Raw genomic sequence first — 20,268 nt, forward strand, 5'->3', positions numbered from 1 at the left:
CAATATATTGGCAAGGTTATTGAAGTTGTTAAAAAAAGATTATTTTTGTATGTAACCAAATCTCATTTCATGAAACCCCTTTTTTTACTTTTACTTTTAGTAGTAAATTCTCCGATGCAAGTATTTGCGCAAGAAGATCATCTATTATGGATTGATGATTTTGAAGAAGCATTAAAAATATCTGAAGAAAATGATAAACCTATACTAATGTATTTTACAGGAAGCGACTGGTGCGCTCCTTGCAAAATGTTACAAGAAGATTTTTTTGGAACAGAAAAATTCAAAGAAAAAACAGAAGAACTGGTACTTGTTAAAGTTGATATCCCAAGAAGAACAGATATTATATCAGAAAATCAGCTAAAAGAAAATAAAAAATTACTTGCTAAATACAATAAACAAAAAGGGTTTCCTCAGATAATTGCGCTCAACCACAAGGGTGAAGTATTAGGAACACAAGGTTCTTATAGTTCTTCTTTAAGAGATCCTAGTCGTTACTTTAGTTTTGTAGATATGATTATTGATAATTATTAAATGAGCTACAATTAAAATTAATCTTCCTGTATAGGCTATCAGAAAAAAATTCATCTTTATGTACACCCTGATAGCTCGAAAAATATACTTTTTTACCTTTTTTTTAGAAAAGATAAAAGCTATACTATAAATATAAAAACTCTTTTCGGTATTTTTGTTTTAAGAATAACTAAACTAACCTGTACTAAGAGCATAAAAACTTATAAAGTAGTGGTAAGTTCTTAATTAAACAAAAAAACTATGCCAGGATTTGAATTATTTGGAGCTGAAGAAAAAAAAGAAGTTCAGGATGTATTGGACAATGGAGTCTTGATGCGTTATGGTTTTGATGGCAATCGAAATGGTCATTATAAAGCTTTAGAATTAGAAAAAGACTTCGCTTCAAAAATGCAAACCAAACATGCGCAGGTAGTATCAAGTGGTACTGCTGCCTTAACCGTGGCTTTGGCATCCGCTGGTATTGGAGCCGGAGATGAGGTGATTATGCCTACATTTACGTTTGTAGCTAGTTTTGAAGCTATATTATCTGTAGGTGCTGTTCCTGTATTATGTGATATCGATGATACCCTCACTCTTAACCCTAAAGCAGTCGAATCTACAATAACTTCAAAAACAAAAGCAGTAATGCCTGTGCATATGTGTGGTTCAATGGCAGACCTTAAGGCTTTAAAGAATATCTGTGAGAAGCATAATTTATTACTGGTTGAGGATGCATGCCAAGCCATAGGTGGAACCTATGAGGGAAAGCCTTTAGGTAGCTATGGAGATATCGGTTGTTTTTCGTTTGATTATGTAAAAACAATTACTTGTGGAGAAGGGGGAGCATTAATTACGAATTCGGATAGTTATGCAGATAATGCTCATAAATATCAAGATCACGGTCACGATCATATTGGTTCTGATCGAGGAGCAGAAACACACCCTTTTTTAGGTTATAATTACAGACTTTCAGAACTCAATGCTGCTGTAGGAATTGCGCAATTACGTAAATTAGATCACACTATAAAACTGCAAAAAAGAAATTATACAATTCTGAGAGAAGCTTTACAGGAGATTCCTGAAATTAGTTTTAGAAGAGTTCCTGAATCCGGAGTAGAAAGTTATGCTTTTTTGAACATTTTTTTACCCTCGGCAACAACTGCTAAAAAAGGACATACAGTACTAGGAGCACATCAGGTAGATGCTTGTTTTTACTGGTTTGATAATAATTGGCATTACTATAAAAAATGGGAGCATTTATTAGAACAAAAATCGTTAGGAAAACTTTCTATAGAACAACAAGATGGTTTAATAAAAAATAGACGCTCTTTTCCTGATAGTGATATCTGGATGGGGAGAACTATTTCATGTCTTATCAAAGTAGGATGGTCAGAAGAACAGGTAAAAGAAAGAGCTTCAAAAATGGTGGAAGCTTTGCAAAGTGTATTTCAGAAAAATACTGTTTCTTAAAAAACGAACAGTATTTTAAAAAAATCTTTCTTAAATAATTGTACGTAAACTTTGTGAAAATGTATCAATCATAAATACCTGTAATCGGCTTTATCGTTACTTTTTAACAACGATAATTAATGTTGGCATAAAAGCTACTAATAGTTTACATATTCCACAATTTCTAATCCATATCCGATCATCCCTACACGTTTTTGCTGAACCGTATTGGATATTAGGCGTAATTTATGAATATTCAGATCGTGTAAGATTTGTGCCCCTATTCCAAAATCTTTGGAGTCCATTACGATCTTAGGAGCCTTTGCAACTTCCTCATCACTCTGTACATCTTTTAATACCTTGAGCCTATTTAGTAAATTAAAGGATTGACTTTCCTGATTAATAAAGATGATAGCACCTTTTCCTTCTTTATTAATACGGGTAAACATCGCATCTAATCGCTTATCTTCATTATTGGTAAGTGTGCCTAATATATCGTTATTAAATAAAGTAGAGTTAACACGTGTAAGAATTGGTTGATCTTCAGTCCAGGTTCCTGTTGTTAAAGCGATATGGATCTGATCATTAGTAGTTTGTTTATATGCTCTTAAGCGGTATTTCCCAAAACGAGTACTAACCTCAAAATCTTCTTTCTTCTCAATAAGAGAATCATATCTCATTCGATATGCAACTAAATCTTCAATAGAAACTAACTTTAGATCAAATTTAGCCGCTACTTCTATCAATTGAGGCAAACGTGCCATAGTCCCATCTTCATTCAGTATTTCTACTAATATACCGGCGGGTTTAAAACCTGCTAATCTGGCAAGATCAACAGAAGCTTCGGTATGCCCAGTTCTTCTTAAAACACCTCCATTTTTTGCTCTTAATGGAAAAATATGTCCTGGTCTTCCTAAATCTCTTGATTTTGTATTTTCATTAACTAATGCTTTAATTGTCTTAGCACGATCTTGTACAGAGATACCAGTAGTGCATCCCTGCCCTATTAAATCCACAGAAACTGTAAATTGAGTTTCATGTAATACAGTGTTGTTCTGTACCATCATATCTAAATCAAGTTCTTCACATCGATCTTGTGTTAAAGGAGCACAAATCAGCCCTCTACCGTGCGTAGCCATAAAATTAATCATCTCTGGGGTAACAGTTTCTGCGGCAGCTATAAAATCACCTTCATTCTCTCTATCCTCATCATCTACAACAATCACCACTTTTCCCTGACGAATATCCTCAATGGCTTCCTGTATAGTATTCAACTTTAATTTATTTGTAACCTCATTTAGATTTGACATAATAATCCTGTACTGACTGTATTAATTATAAAATTGACATGTAATCATTTCGATTCTCTTTGTATTATCAAGAAACGAATAGAACTTTTTATTTACGCAAAGGTAAATGATAAAATATTAAAACCGGAATTATAAGCAGAAGTTATCGGATCAATTTAATATCTCTTTTCATACCTTTTCTATAAAAAAAGTATGCAAAGATATAAGCATTAAATGGAATTATACATAACAAAAACATACCTTTACCCGGTGGATGTATTGTTTCTTTTACCACTTTATAAAATTGATCAAAGAACTTTATCGCATTAAACACGGTTATACAGTATGCTGTACCTGTTACGACGATTAATACAATTCCTATTAACATTTCTGAATCTTTTAATCCCTGTATTACACTAAAAACTACAGTCAACATCAGAGAAAAAATAATTGCAAAAACAGAATACCTATTAAATTTGTCAAAACAAACCTCAGCATCCTTTAGTTCATTATTATGTAGCTTTCCTTCTAAACGAATTTCATCAATAGAAACTCCTTTATCCAAGAGTACTCTTAAAGAAGCAAATTTATATTCCTCACTATAATTATATTGACTATAATTCCTTACCACATCTTTAAGCTTATCTATATCTTGTCCAATCATTGACTGATATACTTCACCACCCGTATTGATTACAGAAACTTTCTTTTGAATATAAGCTTCTTCCTCTGCCATATTCATTTCATTATCTTTTGATTTCTTTTTCCAAAAAAAACTGATGATAGGTTGTATATAGTTTCCGACAGAAATAAACCCTCGATCTGTAGTAGCCCTATATGTCAAAAAGATACTAAGTGGAAATATAATCCATGTCGCAACCCATGAGCCTATAAATGGCGGAATTCCTCCTTCTTCTGCTCCATTTTTCGCAAAAATACCTATGAAATGATAAGTTAGAAAAAATAAAACTCCCATTACAATTGGCGTACCTAGTCCTCCTTTACGAATAATAGCTCCCAGTGGTGCTCCTACAAAAAACAACAAAACACAAGCGATGCCAAGAACATACTTATCATGTAATGACATTTCATACTTATTTAATCCTCTTCGTTTTGATTTTAATGATCGCTCCGTGTTCTCTATCGCTCTTAATACACCATCTGTATTAGAAATAGCCAAATTATAAATCTGTTCTTTTTCTTTAAGATTAAAGCGCTCAGTGATCAAATCAAGAGTATCACAAGTTTCTTGTGAAATAGTATTCTTATTAAGATTTAAAGTACCTTTTAAATTCTTAAACCCTCCTCTTCTACTAATTTCTTCTTTTGTCTGTTTTACTTCTTTATTTACCTGCCAGGATACTGTATCAATTTCTGCCCTGAGTTCAGACACATTAAGCATATTAAAACCTTTGCTATATTGCTGAGCATCCATATCCACATTATCCAATTCTGACAAATCTATATTTAGATTATATTGTTTAAAATACGCTTTCGCAAAAGGAATTTTCTTTCTGTTTTTAGGGGATGCTTGCTGAATCTCTTCGTAATAATTACCATCATTTAATATCAGAGTGATTAAGTCTGAATCAACGCTCCCTTTTAATTCACCATCCGTAGCCTTAATAACGGTATAATTACCGGGTCGTGCAGATTTTTTATGGATAATGACATCTTTCAGGAATTGATCATTATCTCCGTATTTTTCTGCTACTTTGATATTAATATTTCCAAGATCATTAAACTGATTCTGAGTGATGACCATAGCCGGTTTTACCTTTACTATATTTTTCCTCAGGTTAATAAATCGTTTTTCTGAATCGGGAATCACAGTATTTGAAAACCAAAATGCACCTATTCCTATAAAAACCATTAAAACAGACAAAGTTCTCATCGCACGTTGTAGTGATATCCCAGAAGATTTCATAGCGGCAAACTCATAATTCTCAGCAAAATTACCAAAAATCATAATCGAAGCGAGTAAGATGGTAAGAGGTAACACCATCGGGATTAAACGAGGCGTAGCAAAAAGTAAAAACTTAATGATGACAGAAAAATCCAGATCTTTTCCTGCTAATTCAGCAATAAAAAGCCAAATAGTTTGCAACAAAAGAATAAACATAATTATGACAAAGAGTGGAAAAAATGTCTTTAAAAAAGTTGTTAAAATATATCTGTCCAGTATTTTCACCTATTCACTTATAAATAAGTCCCGAACGTATCCGGGACATATATTATTAATTTAAAATTGATTTAAAACACTCACTAATCCAATCGATTAATATAATAATCTTTATATTTTGATTCATTAAAAACAAATAATGTATTAGAAAGCGGTTGATTCGTTTTAAAACTATTTATGGTAATTGTAATATTAGAACCATTATTCTGCATTAAAATCATTTTATAAATATGCTTTGTTTGCTTATCAATTCCTAATAAAATTTCTTTAAACTCACTTTTGGAATCAATAGGAGTCAACTTTACGAATTGAATTTTTCTTCCCTGTGCATCCTGAGTGATATCCATTTTATAGGTATATCCTTCCTCATAAAAAGTAAGCATTTTTGCTGGTGTTACACTTGCTTCATCTTCTGGATTCTGAGAGGATATATTTATTTCTTCATCCTCTGGTATAATCATATATAATTTATTACCATCATAAATCTGCTTAGTCCCTGTAAGATTGAGAACATATCTATCACCTGATAAGGTAACATCACCTCTGGTTTCTTGAGAAACATTCTCAGCTGGATTATTAAGTGCATACTTAAATCCAATAACTATGTTATCGTAGCTTTTAACTTTTGCAGAAACCTCATCTAATAGTTGTTTGGCTTCTTGCGCCTGAATAGTGCCAATAAACAGTGTAATTACTAAAAAAAATATCTTTTTAATCATTTTGTATCTATTCCTAATTTAATTAATCTTTTAAAATTTATGCTATTAAGTGTATTTTAATATGAAGTAATCATACTTACAATTCTGCATCCAATAATTGTTTTAAAGCTATCAAGTCTGTCACTAATACCTGTCTGGCTTTACTACCTTCAAATGGACCAACGATACCAGCAGCTTCTAATTGATCGATCAATCTTCCTGCTCTGTTATATCCCAGTTTCAGTTTCCTCTGCAATAAAGACGCAGAACCTTGCTGTGCCGTGACAATAACTTCTGCTGCATCATTAAATAATTTATCTCTGTCACTTTTATTTATATCAAGACTTGTGCCACTTTCTTCTCCAGAATATTCAGGAAGTAAGTGTGCATCTGGATATGCTTTTTGACTTCCTATATAATCAGTAATTCTTTCTACTTCGGGAGTATCCACAAATGCACATTGTATTCTGATCAGATCATTACCCTGGGTATATAACATATCTCCACGCCCAATAAGCTGATCTGCACCACCTGTATCTAAGATAGTTCTCGAATCAATTTTAGAAGTCACTCTAAACGCTATCCTAGCAGGGAAATTAGCTTTAATCATACCTGTGATCACATTCACAGAAGGTCTTTGCGTTGCTATAATGAGATGTATCCCAATAGCCCTTGCCAATTGAGCTAATCTGGCGATTGGTGTTTCAACTTCCTTACCAGCGGTCATAATAAGATCTGCAAACTCATCTACTACTAATACAATATAAGGTAAAAATTTATGTCCATTTTCTGGATTTAGTTTTCTGGCTTTAAACTTAGCATTGTATTCTTTTATATTACGTACCATGGCCAGCTTAAGCATATCATACCGACTATCCATTTCGATACAAAGAGAATTAAGGGTATTGATTACCTTACTATTATCAGTAATAATAGCTTCATCTGTATCTGGCAACTTCGCTAAATAATGACGCTCTATTTTATTAAAAAGTGTGAGTTCTACCTTTTTAGGGTCCACTAATACAAATTTTACCTCAGCGGGATGTTTCTTGTATAATAAAGAAGTTAAGATTGCATTTAATCCTACCGATTTACCTTGTCCTGTTGCTCCCGCCATTAATAAGTGAGGCATCTTTGCTAAATCTGCCACAAACGTTTCATTAGAAATGGTTTTACCCAATGAAATTGGCAATTCCATTTCTGCGTTCTGAAACTTGGATGAGGCAATTGCTGATCGCATGGAAACGATCGTGGATTTCTTATTAGGAACTTCTATACCAATTGTACCTTTACCAGGTATTGGAGCAATAATACGAATACCCAGGGCAGCAAGTGATAATGCGATATCATCCTCTAAGTTTTTAATTTTAGAAATACGAATTCCAGCTTCAGGTACAATTTCATATAAGGTGACAGTAGGCCCAACAGTTGCTTTTATTTGAGCGATCTCAATCTTATAATTTTTTAAGGTCTCTACAATTCGATTTTTATTTTCCTCTAATTCACCCTGATCAATGGTTATTCCTCCATTCTGAACAGAATAATCCTTTAATAAATCGATTGAAGGAAATTTATAATTCCCTAACTCTAACGTTGGATCAAATTCTCCAAAATCCTTGACCAATTTATCACTAAGATTCTTAACCTCTTCTTCCTCTTCAACCACCGTCTCCACTTCCATCGCAATATCATCTGGATTAGAATCAGATTTGATAATTAACTTCTCCGGGATTTCATCTGATTGAATTTTGGGGTTACCATAATGTTGATTTACTGTACCCTTTGAATCATTTTTGGACACATCAGTAGTAACATCTTGCATCTTAGTTTTTGAAGATACCTTTGTAACAGGAAGATCCGCGGTTTGTCCTACCACTATTTCCTCTTTGGGTGTCGTTGATTGTGATTTTTTGGATCCATTTACACTTTGTGTAGTTTTAAAATCCTTATTAATTTCTTTTCGTGTCTTTTTAAAAGAATCTGAAATTTTCTCTGGAGTATATTTTAAACGAATAACGATATACACTATCGCGAGAAATGCTAATACTAAAACTGTTCCTATAAAGCCAATATAATCCTGCAGAAAATCATTAATCTCGTATCCAACAACTCCTGCAAACAATCCGTTTTCCTTCGTTATAAAACCAAAAACAACCGAAATCCAGATCATAACTAATACACCCCAAAACCAAAATCCTGCTAGTTTTTTTCGGCTTAAATCAAAAAATAAATATATTCCAGTAATTGAAATAAGTACGGGTAAGATTAAGGCTGAAATACCAAAACCTTTAAAAATAAAAAAATCACTTACTGCAGCTCCAGAGACACTCAGCCAATTTTTTGCTGAAGCTGTTCGCTTAGGAAACAATGAAATCTCGCTTTGATCTATTTTCCAATTGAAGAAAAAAGAGATAAATGCAAAAAACAAAGCAATTCCTAAAAAAAACAGAAAACTACCCAAAACAACTTTTTGTTGTCTGGATAAAGTAAATCTTTCTTTTAAAGAAGTTTTTGGTTTTTTAGTAACTTTCTTTTTTGTTGTTGCTTGTTTTTTAGCCATTCTTTGGTTCTATTATCACAAAAGTACGAATATCCCTAATGGAACGTAAAAATGCTGAAAAAAATTTCTAAATGAGGTAAGGAATATAAATGAAACAACCGATAATAACAGCAGTAATAGCAGCAATAAAGACCGCTCCCGCGGCTACATCTTTAATAAATCCAATTTTATGATGAAAATCAGGATGTACAAAATCAGCGATTGCTTCAATACCCGTATTTAATCCTTCTAAACTCATCACCAGCCCCATTGCAAATATTTGTAACATCCATTCTGTGTTTGTGATTTCAAAACAAAAACCCAGAATGATCATTATAATTCCGATAATGGCTTGAACCTGTATACTGGGTTCAGTTCTTAGAAGTAGAATTGCTCCTTTTGTAGCATATCCACACCCCCTTAATCTGCCAACAATAAATTTAGAGAGATTGCTCATTACTTATGAAAGGGATGCTATTGCAGCTTCATAATTAGGTTCCTGTGCTATCTCTGGCACCTGTTCTGCATGTACAACAGTTCCTGAATCATCTACAACAATAACGGCTCTGGAATGTAATCCCTGCAATGGTCCGTCTGTAATCTCTAATCCATAATCTTTTCCAAATTTTCCATCTCTAAAATCAGAATGATTAATTACATTTTCTAATCCTTCTGCTCCACAGAATCGATCTAATGCAAATGGTAAATCTCTGGAGATACATAAAACTTTTGTATTATCTAATCCGCTTGCCTTCTTATTAAATTCTCTAACTGATGCTGCACATATACCAGTATCAATAGAAGGAAAGATGTTTAACACAACGTTTGACCCTTTATAATCAGATAATTTTGATGATGATAAATCCGTTTTTACTAATTCAAAATCAGGTGCTTTGTCACCTATCTTTGGTAAGTTCCCTGATGTATGTATTTCATTTCCTTTTAATGTGATCGTAGCCATAATATAAATGTTGTTTTTTAGAGCTATAAAATTAATAAGATTATATGGTATTATATGCATAGTTATGAGAAAATAAAAAACCTTCCCAAAAAAGGAAGGTTTAAATTTTTACTACCAGTACTATAAAGATGAAAACTATGTATTAAAATAATTCTGTTATACGTTCTAAGAATCAATAGATCCCATCACCCGTTTCATAAAACCATTTAAGGCATCTTTTTTTGTTGCACCGTCTTTTACCATCTTATGTACTTCTATTGCACCGTACATATTAGAAATCAATTCTCCTATTACATCTAATTCTTCATCTTTTAAAGAAGAAACTTCAGTAAGTCCTTCCAGAGTTTCAATAGTTTCTACAAGAAAATCTTCATCATTCTCCTCTATAAATGTAGTGAGATGCTTAATTATTGGTAACTTCATTTACTAATTCTTTTAAAACTTCAAATTTATTTGTCTGCACTTGATTTACAAAATCACCTTTTTTGAAGGTTGCAAATGTTGGAAGGTTATCTACAGTAGCCATTTTCCTTGATTCAGGATTTTTTTCAGCATCTACTATAACAAAAGTAGCTTCACCATTTTCAGTCGCTAATTTTTTAAATTTAGGCTTCATAATCCTACAGTTTCCACACCAGGTTGCAGAATATTGAACAATTACAGTATCATTAGCATTCACAATTTCTCCTAAGTTATCTGTAGTTACATCTTGAATCATATATATATTATTAAAATTACTATTATGTTTACAATGGTAAAAAATAAATAAGGAAACTTTTTACTAAGCTTCCTTATTTATTTCACTTTTAGTGAGAAGCCATATATGAAGCTACACCATCTCTATTAGCTGACATCGCATCTTTACCTTCTTCCCAGTTAGCTGGACATACTTCTCCATTTTTTTGAACGTGAGCATATGCATCAATCAATCTCAAGAATTCAGCAACATTTCTACCAACAGGCATGTGATTTACTCCTTCGTGAAAAACAGTTCCTTCTTCATCAATAAGATATGTAGCTCTATAAGTAACATTATCACCATCTACTGTAACTACACCTGTTTCTTCATTATATTTTTCGTTAGTAATATCCAGAATACCTAATGTGCTAGAAAGATTACGATTAGAATCAGCTAGTATTGGATACGTTACTCCTTCTATACCTCCATTATCTTTTGAGGTATTTAACCAAGCAAAATGAACTTCTGGTGTATCACAAGAAGCACCAATTACAATTGTATTTCTTTTTTCAAACTCACTTAATGCTTCCTGAAACGCATGTAATTCTGTTGGACAAACAAATGTGAAATCTTTTGGGTACCAAAAAAGCAACACTTTTTTATTATTATTCTTTGCTTCATCTAAGATATTAAGCTTAAAAGTATCACCCATATCATTCATTGCGTCTACGTCAAGACTTGGAAATTTTTTACCTACAATACTCATTTTTTATGTATTTATTTTACTGTTAATTATTTTACGGGGCAAATATACATTACTAATGAGGACTAAAGTCACAGCTGTATTTTAATTTTTTATATGATAATAGTTTTTTCTAATCGACCCAATATTCCTTCAACAATTCTAAAATTCCTACAAAAAAAAGCTAAACCCTACATAAATTACGGGTAAATTGCACTTTTTACAGGATGATACGCATCATGTTAAATCTATTTTTGTATTTTCGCAATATCAATTAACTTAATATACTTTACGCCTGAAAAAATCTATTACCCATATTATCATACTCTTACTTTGTTTTACCCAAAGTTTTTATTCTCATTCTCAATCTTCGATTGAAACCGATGATGTCAATTCTTCTATTGATAAAGCAGAGAAGCTTTTAGAACAATATGAATATGAAAAATCATTAGAAGTAGCAAAAGGAGCATTATTGACTGCTAGATTCAATAATAATGATAAGAATCAAGCACGGTTACTAAATATAATTGGAAAAATATACGAACTTGATCAGAATGATAAAAAAGCAATCAGTAATTATAAAAACGCATTAGTTAATGCTAAGTATTCCAAAAGCAAGTCCTTAGAAGCTGAGCTTCGCAATAGTTTGGGTCAATTACTCATTAAAAGTGACTCCACGTTATCTAATGGAATTAAATTGTATATTGAATCATATGAACTTGCTAAAACAATAAAGGATACTACAAAAATGATTCAACCTCTGCTCAATCTTGCAGGGTATTATATTTCACAAGATGACTATGCAACTGCGTATACAGAATATTTATCTCCCGCAAGAGTTTTAATAGGTCAGAACTCTACAAATCTGGAGAAATCTAAATTAAATATTCTTTTGGGAAAATACTTTCTAAGTGTAAGAAGATATGAGAGATCTGATGAGTATTTTGAAAAAGGAATCAATATCGCCTTACAACAAATTGACAAAATAAAAACTCCTAAGCAAGGAGAAAACAATAAATTACTGTCAAATTTTTATAACGAGCTGGTTCACGCTTATCGCAGTAGGTCTAATCTCTTTAAGGAACAAAAAGATTTTGAAAAATCCCATAATTATCTGGAACAACATATTACGTTTTCTGATAAATATAACGACATATTAAAAGGTATAGAATTACAACGTGCCAATATAAAATTTAATGTCGGAGAATTAAAAGATCAAGTCGAGCAATCTAAAGTTAAACAGAAACAAAGAGATTCTGAAGAAATAAAATGGCAAATCAGTATTCTTTTAGGTATTGTAGTGATATTGATATCAATGGCATTTTTAATTAGCGCATATAAAAATAATATTCAAAAGAGAAAATTAAACAATACGCTTATAGAGAATAATAAGGAATTAATAAATGCTAAAGAAACAGCTGAACAAGTATCCACATTAAAATCCCAATTTATATCTACAGTAAGTCATGAACTAAGAACTCCACTTTATGGTGTTATTGGCTTAACCTCTTTATTAATGGAAAATCCAGAAGAGAAAAAGAAAAACGAATATCTTGATTCTTTAAAATTTTCAGGAGATTATTTACTTGCGCTCATCAATGATGTTTTGCAATTAAGTAAGATAGAAACAAATGAGGTCAAATTGGAGAAAGTTTCGTTTGATATTAAATCTTTGATCGAGGGTATTGTCAATTCTCTTCATTCAAAACAAAAACATAATAACAATAAGGTACATATTAATATTGATTCTAAGATAAAAACTACACTACTGGGAGACTCAGTGCGCTTATCTCAGATATTGATAAACCTTATCGGAAATGCTTTAAAATTCACTAAAAATGGAAACATTTGGGTGACTGTAACTTGTCTTGAATATGAAAACAATCATTACAGCTTACGTTTTATCATAAAGGATGATGGTATAGGAATTCCTAAAAGTAAGCAGGAAACGATTTTTGACAATTTTGCTCAAGTAAAAAATCAAAATCAAGAATATGAAGGTACTGGTTTGGGATTAGCTATCGTAAAAAAATTAGTTCATTTACATAATAGCGAAATTATTATATCAAGTGAAGAAGGAGTTGGATCAGAATTTACCTTTGATCTCTCTTATGACAAAGCTATAAAAGTAACGGATAATTCTTCTACATTAGGAGATAGTATTAGTATCGGAACCTCCAATTTTAATATTCTGATTGTAGATGACAATAGGATCAATCAAATAGTCACCAAGAATATTTTAAAGAAAAAAGGATATACTTGTGACTTAGCCAATAATGGTATGGATTCTATAGAAATGCTCAAAAATGAAGAGTATGATCTTGTTTTGATGGACATTAACATGCCAGAAATGAATGGACTGGACGCAACTACAGTAATTAGAACTTTTAATACACATATTCCCATTATAGCACTGACTGCTGTAGAAGAAGGAGAAGTTAGGGATCAGGCACTATCTGTAGGCATGAATGACGTTATTATAAAACCCTATGATACGCAACAGTTTTTTCAAACGATCATGAAAAACATTTCAAAGGTACAACGAGTATAAAATGCTTCATCCTGACTTATCTTATGATATCATTGTTATAGTATCTCTAGTAAAATAGTAATTCAACAAAATACTTGTTAATCTTTACAATAGGTGTATACTGATATTGTATATATTTTTAAATTTTCGGACATTTGTTTTATTATCCTGTCCAAATATTACGAGACTAATACAACTCAGATGATTCTGCTTCCCTTTCAGGCAGCATGATAGTAGTAAATTAAAATGAACAAAGTACATACATGAACTCAACAAAAAAAGGCTTTAATACAATCTGCACACATATAGGTGAAGTAAAAGACACACAGTTTAAAGGAGCAGTTTCTCCTATATACCTGTCTACTTCTTATGCGTTTGAAGGTGTAGATACCAAAAGATATCCCAGATATTTTAATACTCCTAATCAGGAAGCGCTGTGTAAAAAAATAGCTGCATTAGAGAAAGGAGAAAGTTCACTTATTTTTGGAAGTGGTATGGCTGCTATAAGCACTACATTACTTGCTTTCCTTGGTCAGGGAGATCATGTCGTTTTACAACGTGCTCTATATGGTGGAACAGCTAACTTAATAAATGAAGAATTTAATAAATACGGTATTACACACTCATACGTACAATCTAATAACATAGAAGAGTTTGAAAAAGCAATTGAACCCAATACCAAGGTTATTTATATAGAGACACCATCTAACCCACTATTGAGTATTGTAGATATTAAAGCTATTGCAGATCTCGCAAAGCGAAAAGGAGTTATTACAATGATCGATAATACGTTTGCTTCTCCGGTAAATCAAAACCCAATATCTATGGGAATCGATATTGTGCTTCATTCTGCAACAAAATATTTAGGTGGACATAGTGATATTCTTGCTGGTGCTGTTATCGCTTCAGAAAAAAATATAGAAACTATATTTCATTTGGCAAAAAATTTAGGTGGCAGTTTAAGTGATTTTACAGTTTGGATGCTAGAGCGTAGTATAAAAACGTTAGGGCTACGCGTTAAACAACAAAATAAGAATGCAAAAAACATTGCCAAATGGTTAGAGAAACATGATGATGTTTCCAAAGTATACTATCCCGGACTTACTTCCCATCCAGATCATCATATTGCTAAAAAACAAATGAAAGGATATGGTGGTATGCTTTCGTTTGAATTAAAAGAAGGGTTAGATGCCAGTAAATTTCAAAAAGCATTACAATTAATTAAAAGTTCGATGAGTCTGGCAGGTGTAGAAAGCACCATCCTCTCTCCTACACTGACTTCACATGCATTATTATCTGAAGAAGAAAGAGAAGCACAGGGAATCAAAGATGGGTTATTAAGATTCAGCCTGGGTATTGAAGAAAAAGAAGATTTAAAGAATGATATTGAACAAGCTTTACAAAAAATTAAAATCTTAGCATTAGAACACTAGTATGAAATTAGATATTCTTGCCATTGGAGCACATCCTGACGATGTAGAGTTAAGCTGTTCAGGAACGATTGCTAAAGAAATTAATAATGGAAAAAAAGTAGGGATTCTCGATCTTACCCGAGGTGAGTTAGGCACCAGAGGCACTCCCGAAATAAGAGATCAGGAAGCAGACGCCGCTGCTAAAATCTTAGGTGTTTCTGTTCGTGAAAATTTAGGATTCCGGGACGGATTTTTTACTAATGATGAAGCGCATCAATTAGCTATTATAAAAATTATAAGAAAATATCAACCAGAAATTGTTCTTTGTAATGCAATTAAAGATCGCCATATAGATCATGGAAAAGGAAGCCAACTTACAAGTGATGCATGCTTTTTGTCTGGTTTACGGAGAATAGAAACACGTATAGAAGATCAATTACAAGATCCCTGGAGGCCTAAAAAAGTATATCATTATATCCAATGGCAATCTATTATTCCTGATTTTGTTGTCGATATCACTGGCTATATGGATATAAAAATGCAAAGTGTAATGGCATATACCTCTCAATTCTATGACACTGATAGTAAAGATCCGGCCACACCGATATCAAGTAAAAATTTTAAAGATAGTATTGAGTATCGGGCAGCAGATTTAGGAAGGGTAATTGGTGTTGACCATGCCGAGGGATATACTGTAGAGCGCTATGCAGCAGTCGATTCCATTTTTGATTTAATTTAATGTTATTTTTATTTTGCAGGAACATAAAAAATACCTTATTTTTGCACCCGAAATTAAATGGTGGTTGTAGCTCAGTTGGTTAGAGCACTGGTTTGTGGTACCAGGGGTCGCGGGTTCGAATCCCGTCTTCCACCCTTTTTAAATTTTAAAGACGTTGTTCATCAACGTCTTTTTTAATTTTTGCTTATAGATAAGAAAAGTGCTTTACCAGATTAGTAAAGCACTTTTTTATATAACAAATTTTACAATCTCTAATTAGTACCGTCTACGACAATCCTATTTTCTCTATTAGCAAGCTCCCAGGCTGTATAAAAGATTAGTTGCACTCGCTTGGTCATTAGCTCATATTCTATTTTATCGGCAGTATCAGAAATCTTATGATAATCTTCATGTACTCCATTAAAATAAAATATAATAGGAATATTGTGCTTTGCAAAATTATAATGATCACTTCTAAAATAAAAACGATTAGGATCATCCTTAGCATTAAATGTATAATCTAGATCCAATTTCGTGAATTTAGTGTTTACTTCTTCACTTAATGCATGTAATTCTGTACTTAATCTATCGCTTCCTATTAAGTATATATAATTACTTTTGTCATCACCTTCGTGAGCTTTATCAATCCTACCGATCATATCTATATTAAGATTTGCAACCGTTTCATCTAAAGAAAAAACCGGGTTTTCTGTATAAAACCTAGAACCATATAGCCCTTTTTCTTCTCCAGTAACATGGAGAAACAAAATAGATCGTTTGGGTCCTTGCCCATTCTTTTTTGCCATCTTAAAGGCTTCTGCTATTTCTAACAAGCTAACCGTCCCAGAACCATCATCATCAGCTCCGTTATAAACATTACCTTCCCCATCTAATCCCACATGATCATAATGTGCTGATAAAACTATAATCTCATTAGGCTTTTCAGAACCTTTGATGTAGGCTAATACATTTTCTGAAGCCTTAATTCCTCCACTAAAATAAGTTTCGGGTATTTCTTGAAAATAATCATCCTCAGCTATGGGAGAAGGCACTCCCATTTTTTTGTACTGTGTTTTTAAGAATTCTGCTGCTTTTTTCTGACCAGGCTCTCCAGTATCTCTACCTTCATATTCATCTCCTGCAATAATATAAAGGTTTTCTTTTAGTTCTTTAGTTGTAATACTTTCTGCATATTTGACAGCACTTTCGATACTTACATCTTTAGAATTCTTATCTATTTCGGTAGAAGTATGAGATCCCCCGCAAGCACTAAATATAGAAACACCAAGTATTACTAAAATATTTTTCATAAAATGTTTTTTTTTAAAACAGTTTGCAATATACAGATTTAGAGGGATATGATTTTGTAAATATTATCTTAAAGAAATTAACTTAAAATTAATCAAAAAAAACTTTTCTATAATTAAAAAAGGTTCCTATATTTGCACCCGCATTCAGAGAATATCTGATGAGACTAACACTGGAGAATTGGCAGAGTGGTCGAATGCGGCAGTCTTGAAAACTGTTGAGGGTCACACCTCCGGGGGTTCGAATCCCTCATTCTCCGCTTAGAATTTACTAAATTCTACTAAAAGCCCGTAAACATTATGTTTACGGGCTTTTTTAATTTTATCAATTGTCAAATAATAGTAAAAACTACCAAAGAAAAAGGGGCTAATTCGGGGTCACTTTTACTCCTCTTCAACTGACCCCGAATGAACTCAAAAAGCCTATAAATAAAGGCTTTACGTTAATTGTTTTTTATTTTATTTTTTGTAATTTGAAAGAGAAATTTACAAGAAATACCATGAACAATTCATTTTCATTACTTTTTTATATTAAAAAGTGTAAAGCCGACAAATCTGGAAGGGCAAACATTTACTTAAGAATTACTATGGATGGCCAACGAGCTGAATTAAGTATTAGGCGAAAGGTTCTGGTAGATAAATGGAATTCTGATATGAATTTGGCTCGTGGTACTTCTGATGAATCTTTAGAAATTAATAGATACATAAACACCATTAAGAATAAATTATATTCTATAGAACAACAACGAGTATCTGATGACAAACCTATTACCGCAATCTTGCTTAGAGATTTATATTTAGGTAAAGACTCAAATAAGAAAATGCTCCTAGAAATTTTTGAAGAGCATAATAAGAAAGTGAACAAATTAATTGGAAAGGGTTTTGCTGCAGGAACAGCAGAACGATATAAAACAGCAAAAAAACATGTTGCTGAATATATACTCAAAGAGTATAGAGCTAAGGATATTTTAATTAAAGAAGTTGATAATAGATTTATTAATGGATTTGAATATTATTTGAAAACCGTAAGAAATTGTAGCCATAATACAACTATTAAGTATATAACTAATTTTAAAAAAATTGTTCGTATCGCCCATGCTAATGATTGGATTGACAAGGACCCTTTTCTTCATTGGAAAGCAAAATTAAAAATTGTTGATAGAGAATTTCTGACTAAAGAAGAAATTCAAAAAATGGTAGAAAAGGAATTGCATATTGAACGCTTAGACCAGGTAAAAGATATTTTTATCTTTTGTTGCTTTACCGGTTTGGCTTATGCTGATGTCAAAAAATTATCCAATGATGATATAGTGATTGGTATTGATGGTGATAAATGGATTAAAATTAAAAGAACTAAAACAGACACAAGAAGTAACATCCCAATATTACCTACAGCGGAAGCTATAATTGAAAAATACGCAAGTCAGCCTAATTTATTAAAAGAGAATAGATTATTACCTGTATTGAGTAATCAAAAGATGAATGCATATTTAAAAGAGATTGCAGATTTATGTGAAATCAATAAGAACTTAACTTTTCATTTAGCACGCCACACTTTTGCTACTACGGTTACACTTACGAATGGCGTGCCTATTGAATCTGTTAGTAAAATGCTTGGACATAAATCTTTAAGAACTACACAGCATTATGCTAAAATCTTGGATAGGAAAGTTAGTGATGATATGAAAGCTCTGAGAAATAAGCTTTCAATAAGTAAAAACCTAGATGAAGTTATTTAGTTTTAAGAACAACCTTTCTACTCCCATTTAATTCCTTCAATTCAATCCTCACCCTCTCATTATCCCCAAGAACAAACTTTGGAAGCACATAAACAAATCGCTTTTTCTTTCCTGATTTAATTTGGCTAGGCATTTTATGTCGATTAATGACTTTCTGCTCTAATTTTTGATAAGATGCTTTACGCTTTTTGTTACCATTAGTTATATAAACCTTCAGATAATCAATTTCAAAAGTGATTTCAGATTTATTCTTGATTTCAATTACTAAGTAAACCTCAGAAGCATTATAAACCATTTTCTGCAATTGCAATTTGACACCCTTTTTCCGTTTAGTTGCAATGGATTCATATTTTGATTTAAGTAAAAAAGCACTGAATTTTTGGAAATAAGCGATTCTATTTGTGTATGTACTTTGCGGCTGAGCAATAGGCTTTTCTTTTATCTTCTTTGGGAGTTCGTTCCCAATACTCTCTTTAGGATTGATAAAATAATTGAGCTGAGAGAGCTGCTCTTTAAATTTCAAAATATAGGAATAGACTTGTCCATTTTTAGTTACTGTCAATAAATTACTTTCCGTTCCTGGAGTTGCTTGTAGCAATCCAAAATATTGTTCCTTTTCTCGGTTATAGGTGAATACAAAATTACTAGAACCCGTTATGCCCTGACGAATTGGGTCAGGAAAAAACAACGCAACATTCTTTTTATCATTAGCATAAATAGTGTCTAATAACTTTTGTGCTGTTAAGTAGTTTGAACAAATTGTTATTATAAGGATGATATAGCTTTTCATAGTATTGGTTTTAAAATGAGTTTGTAATTATCGGTTACGGTAACTTTTACAGTTCGATTATTGCGTTGAAATATCTGCTTAATACCGCTTACTTGCGGAACGCCCACTATATTAATGTCATCCACAATATCACTAACTACTTCTTGTCTGGCTTCAGCTCTAAAACTATTTTCTACATAAATACCTTCGCTGCCATCTTGTAGGTCAAAAGCTTTCAACTTAACTGGTCGATGATTGATATTTTCAATATTTATTATGGTTCGATTCGGTTTAAAACTGACAAAACCATAAATAGGTGCATTTTTTGGGATTAAGATATTATTGATAAGTGCGCTTTTAGTAAGTCGCATTTGTAAACGATAATTCGTTCGTACTGTTTGTGTACCATCTACCCGAACATAAATAAAAGCGTCCGTATTCTGGGAAACCGAACTTTCATTTTCTATTGGATGCGAAGCAAAGAATAGCAGATGTTCCAACCCTAATTCTTTAGATGAAATACTACTTTCCTTTTCCTCAATTTGAGGTAAAGAGTCTTTTCGGATTGCTTTAAGTTGCACTTTAGTCTCTGACTTTCTAAAACTTCTATCAGAATAACTAATACGTCCTTCATTATAGATACTATCTACAATACGCATTTTTTGTTTATCCAATAAATCTGGGTCATACATTCCTGTCGAATCCAATAAGCGCTCATCGTAGATACTAGGTGCATTTGTCTGT

The 20,268-nt window shown here is 32.3% G+C and carries 18 protein-coding genes and 2 tRNA genes; 8 read left to right on the top strand and 12 right to left on the bottom strand.

Annotation, left to right across the window (positions count from 1 at the left end; translation table 11 throughout):
* Positions 1 to 69 precede the first annotated feature (69 nt).
* Positions 70 to 531, top strand: coding sequence for a thioredoxin family protein (locus ABD816_RS09900; RefSeq protein ID WP_344926924.1), 462 nt, complete (start codon positions 70 to 72; stop codon positions 529 to 531).
* Between the two features lie 240 nt (positions 532 to 771).
* A complete protein-coding gene (locus ABD816_RS09905; RefSeq protein ID WP_344926925.1) occupies positions 772 to 1,980 on the top strand; it encodes a DegT/DnrJ/EryC1/StrS family aminotransferase in 1,209 nt (402 codons plus the stop codon).
* A 137-nt stretch (positions 1,981 to 2,117) separates the two neighbouring features.
* Here ABD816_RS09905 and ribB read toward each other — a convergent pair whose 3' ends face one another.
* From ribB to ABD816_RS09950, 9 genes are all read right to left on the bottom strand, one after another.
* On the bottom strand, positions 2,118 to 3,269 hold the full coding sequence (ribB, locus tag ABD816_RS09910; RefSeq protein WP_344926927.1) for a 3,4-dihydroxy-2-butanone-4-phosphate synthase: 1,152 nt from the start codon (positions 3,267 to 3,269) through the stop codon (positions 2,118 to 2,120).
* Positions 3,270 to 3,411: 142 nt separating this feature from the next.
* Positions 3,412 to 5,439 (bottom strand): LptF/LptG family permease, encoded by a 2,028-nt coding sequence (locus tag ABD816_RS09915; RefSeq protein WP_344926928.1) that lies wholly within the window; start codon positions 5,437 to 5,439, stop codon positions 3,412 to 3,414.
* 74 nt (positions 5,440 to 5,513) lie between these two features.
* On the bottom strand, positions 5,514 to 6,146 hold the full coding sequence (gene lolA1, locus ABD816_RS09920) for an outer membrane lipoprotein periplasmic chaperone LolA1 (protein ID WP_425549113.1): 633 nt from the start codon (positions 6,144 to 6,146) through the stop codon (positions 5,514 to 5,516).
* Between the two features lie 79 nt (positions 6,147 to 6,225).
* A complete protein-coding gene (locus ABD816_RS09925; protein ID WP_344926932.1) occupies positions 6,226 to 8,688 on the bottom strand; it encodes an FtsK/SpoIIIE family DNA translocase in 2,463 nt (820 codons plus the stop codon).
* 67 nt (positions 8,689 to 8,755) lie between these two features.
* On the bottom strand, positions 8,756 to 9,124 hold the full coding sequence (locus tag ABD816_RS09930) for a diacylglycerol kinase (RefSeq protein WP_344926934.1): 369 nt from the start codon (positions 9,122 to 9,124) through the stop codon (positions 8,756 to 8,758).
* Positions 9,125 to 9,127: 3 nt separating this feature from the next.
* Positions 9,128 to 9,628, bottom strand: coding sequence for a thiol peroxidase (tpx, locus tag ABD816_RS09935; protein WP_344926936.1), 501 nt, complete (start codon positions 9,626 to 9,628; stop codon positions 9,128 to 9,130).
* Positions 9,629 to 9,793: 165 nt separating this feature from the next.
* Positions 9,794 to 10,051: a DUF6952 family protein gene (locus ABD816_RS09940; protein ID WP_344926937.1), complete on the bottom strand. Its 258-nt coding sequence runs from the start codon at positions 10,049 to 10,051 to the stop codon at positions 9,794 to 9,796.
* Positions 10,032 to 10,346, bottom strand: coding sequence for a thioredoxin family protein (locus tag ABD816_RS09945; RefSeq protein WP_344926938.1), 315 nt, complete (start codon positions 10,344 to 10,346; stop codon positions 10,032 to 10,034). The genes ABD816_RS09940 and ABD816_RS09945 overlap by 20 nt, the downstream gene beginning before the upstream one ends.
* An 88-nt stretch (positions 10,347 to 10,434) precedes the next feature.
* On the bottom strand, positions 10,435 to 11,073 hold the full coding sequence (locus ABD816_RS09950; protein WP_344926939.1) for a peroxiredoxin: 639 nt from the start codon (positions 11,071 to 11,073) through the stop codon (positions 10,435 to 10,437).
* Positions 11,074 to 11,521: 448 nt separating this feature from the next.
* On the opposite strand from ABD816_RS09950, the gene ABD816_RS09955 reads away from it, so the two are divergent.
* From ABD816_RS09955 to ABD816_RS09970, 4 genes are all read left to right on the top strand, one after another.
* Positions 11,522 to 13,600 (top strand): tetratricopeptide repeat-containing hybrid sensor histidine kinase/response regulator, encoded by a 2,079-nt coding sequence (locus ABD816_RS09955; RefSeq protein ID WP_344926941.1) that lies wholly within the window; start codon positions 11,522 to 11,524, stop codon positions 13,598 to 13,600.
* 242 nt (positions 13,601 to 13,842) lie between these two features.
* Positions 13,843 to 15,012 (top strand): trans-sulfuration enzyme family protein, encoded by a 1,170-nt coding sequence (locus ABD816_RS09960; protein ID WP_344926943.1) that lies wholly within the window; start codon positions 13,843 to 13,845, stop codon positions 15,010 to 15,012.
* 1 nt (position 15,013) lies between these two features.
* Entirely contained in the window at positions 15,014 to 15,730 is a 717-nt protein-coding gene (gene bshB1, locus ABD816_RS09965; protein WP_344926945.1) for a bacillithiol biosynthesis deacetylase BshB1, read from the top strand.
* A 59-nt stretch (positions 15,731 to 15,789) separates the two neighbouring features.
* A tRNA-His gene (locus tag ABD816_RS09970) sits at positions 15,790 to 15,865 on the top strand.
* Positions 15,866 to 15,981: 116 nt separating this feature from the next.
* Here the strand turns inward: ABD816_RS09970 and ABD816_RS09975 are convergent.
* Positions 15,982 to 17,019 (bottom strand): M28 family metallopeptidase, encoded by a 1,038-nt coding sequence (locus tag ABD816_RS09975; protein ID WP_344926946.1) that lies wholly within the window; start codon positions 17,017 to 17,019, stop codon positions 15,982 to 15,984.
* A 172-nt stretch (positions 17,020 to 17,191) separates the two neighbouring features.
* On the opposite strand from ABD816_RS09975, the gene ABD816_RS09980 reads away from it, so the two are divergent.
* Together ABD816_RS09980 and ABD816_RS09985 are read left to right on the top strand one after the other, a co-directional pair.
* Positions 17,192 to 17,276 (top strand) — tRNA-Ser (locus ABD816_RS09980).
* Positions 17,277 to 17,516: 240 nt separating this feature from the next.
* Positions 17,517 to 18,755, top strand: a complete 1,239-nt coding sequence (locus ABD816_RS09985; RefSeq protein WP_344926949.1) for a site-specific integrase — start codon at positions 17,517 to 17,519, stop codon at positions 18,753 to 18,755.
* Here ABD816_RS09985 and ABD816_RS09990 read toward each other — a convergent pair.
* Both ABD816_RS09990 and traM read right to left on the bottom strand, forming a co-directional pair.
* A complete protein-coding gene (locus ABD816_RS09990) occupies positions 18,748 to 19,545 on the bottom strand; it encodes a DUF4138 domain-containing protein (RefSeq protein ID WP_344926951.1) in 798 nt (265 codons plus the stop codon). The genes ABD816_RS09985 and ABD816_RS09990 overlap by 8 nt on opposite strands.
* Positions 19,542 to 20,216, bottom strand: a complete 675-nt coding sequence (traM, locus tag ABD816_RS09995) for a conjugative transposon protein TraM (RefSeq protein WP_344926998.1) — start codon at positions 20,214 to 20,216, stop codon at positions 19,542 to 19,544. Before traM ends, ABD816_RS09990 begins: the two co-directional genes overlap by 4 nt.
* Positions 20,217 to 20,268 lie beyond the last annotated feature (52 nt).

Origin of the sequence: Aquimarina addita (assembly GCF_039539305.1) — a bacterium.
Taxonomy (GTDB): Bacteria; Bacteroidota; Bacteroidia; order Flavobacteriales; family Flavobacteriaceae; genus Aquimarina; species Aquimarina addita.

Coding starts and splice junctions, on each gene's coding strand:
- ABD816_RS09925 (WP_344926932.1), bottom strand. CDS start 8,688: ATGGCTAAAAAACAAGCAACAACAAAAAAGAAAGTTACTAAAAAACCA.
- ABD816_RS09990 (WP_344926951.1), bottom strand. CDS start 19,545: ATGAAAAGCTATATCATCCTTATAATAACAATTTGTTCAAACTACTTA.
- ABD816_RS09930 (WP_344926934.1), bottom strand. CDS start 9,124: ATGAGCAATCTCTCTAAATTTATTGTTGGCAGATTAAGGGGGTGTGGA.
- ABD816_RS09905 (WP_344926925.1), top strand. CDS start 772: ATGCCAGGATTTGAATTATTTGGAGCTGAAGAAAAAAAAGAAGTTCAG.
- ABD816_RS09950 (WP_344926939.1), bottom strand. CDS start 11,073: ATGAGTATTGTAGGTAAAAAATTTCCAAGTCTTGACGTAGACGCAATG.
- bshB1 (WP_344926945.1), top strand. CDS start 15,014: ATGAAATTAGATATTCTTGCCATTGGAGCACATCCTGACGATGTAGAG.
- ABD816_RS09940 (WP_344926937.1), bottom strand. CDS start 10,051: ATGAAGTTACCAATAATTAAGCATCTCACTACATTTATAGAGGAGAAT.
- ABD816_RS09975 (WP_344926946.1), bottom strand. CDS start 17,019: ATGAAAAATATTTTAGTAATACTTGGTGTTTCTATATTTAGTGCTTGC.
- tpx (WP_344926936.1), bottom strand. CDS start 9,628: ATGGCTACGATCACATTAAAAGGAAATGAAATACATACATCAGGGAAC.
- ABD816_RS09900 (WP_344926924.1), top strand. CDS start 70: ATGAAACCCCTTTTTTTACTTTTACTTTTAGTAGTAAATTCTCCGATG.
- ABD816_RS09960 (WP_344926943.1), top strand. CDS start 13,843: ATGAACTCAACAAAAAAAGGCTTTAATACAATCTGCACACATATAGGT.
- ABD816_RS09945 (WP_344926938.1), bottom strand. CDS start 10,346: ATGATTCAAGATGTAACTACAGATAACTTAGGAGAAATTGTGAATGCT.
- ABD816_RS09985 (WP_344926949.1), top strand. CDS start 17,517: ATGAACAATTCATTTTCATTACTTTTTTATATTAAAAAGTGTAAAGCC.
- ribB (WP_344926927.1), bottom strand. CDS start 3,269: ATGTCAAATCTAAATGAGGTTACAAATAAATTAAAGTTGAATACTATA.
- traM (WP_344926998.1), bottom strand. CDS start 20,216: ATGTATGACCCAGATTTATTGGATAAACAAAAAATGCGTATTGTAGAT.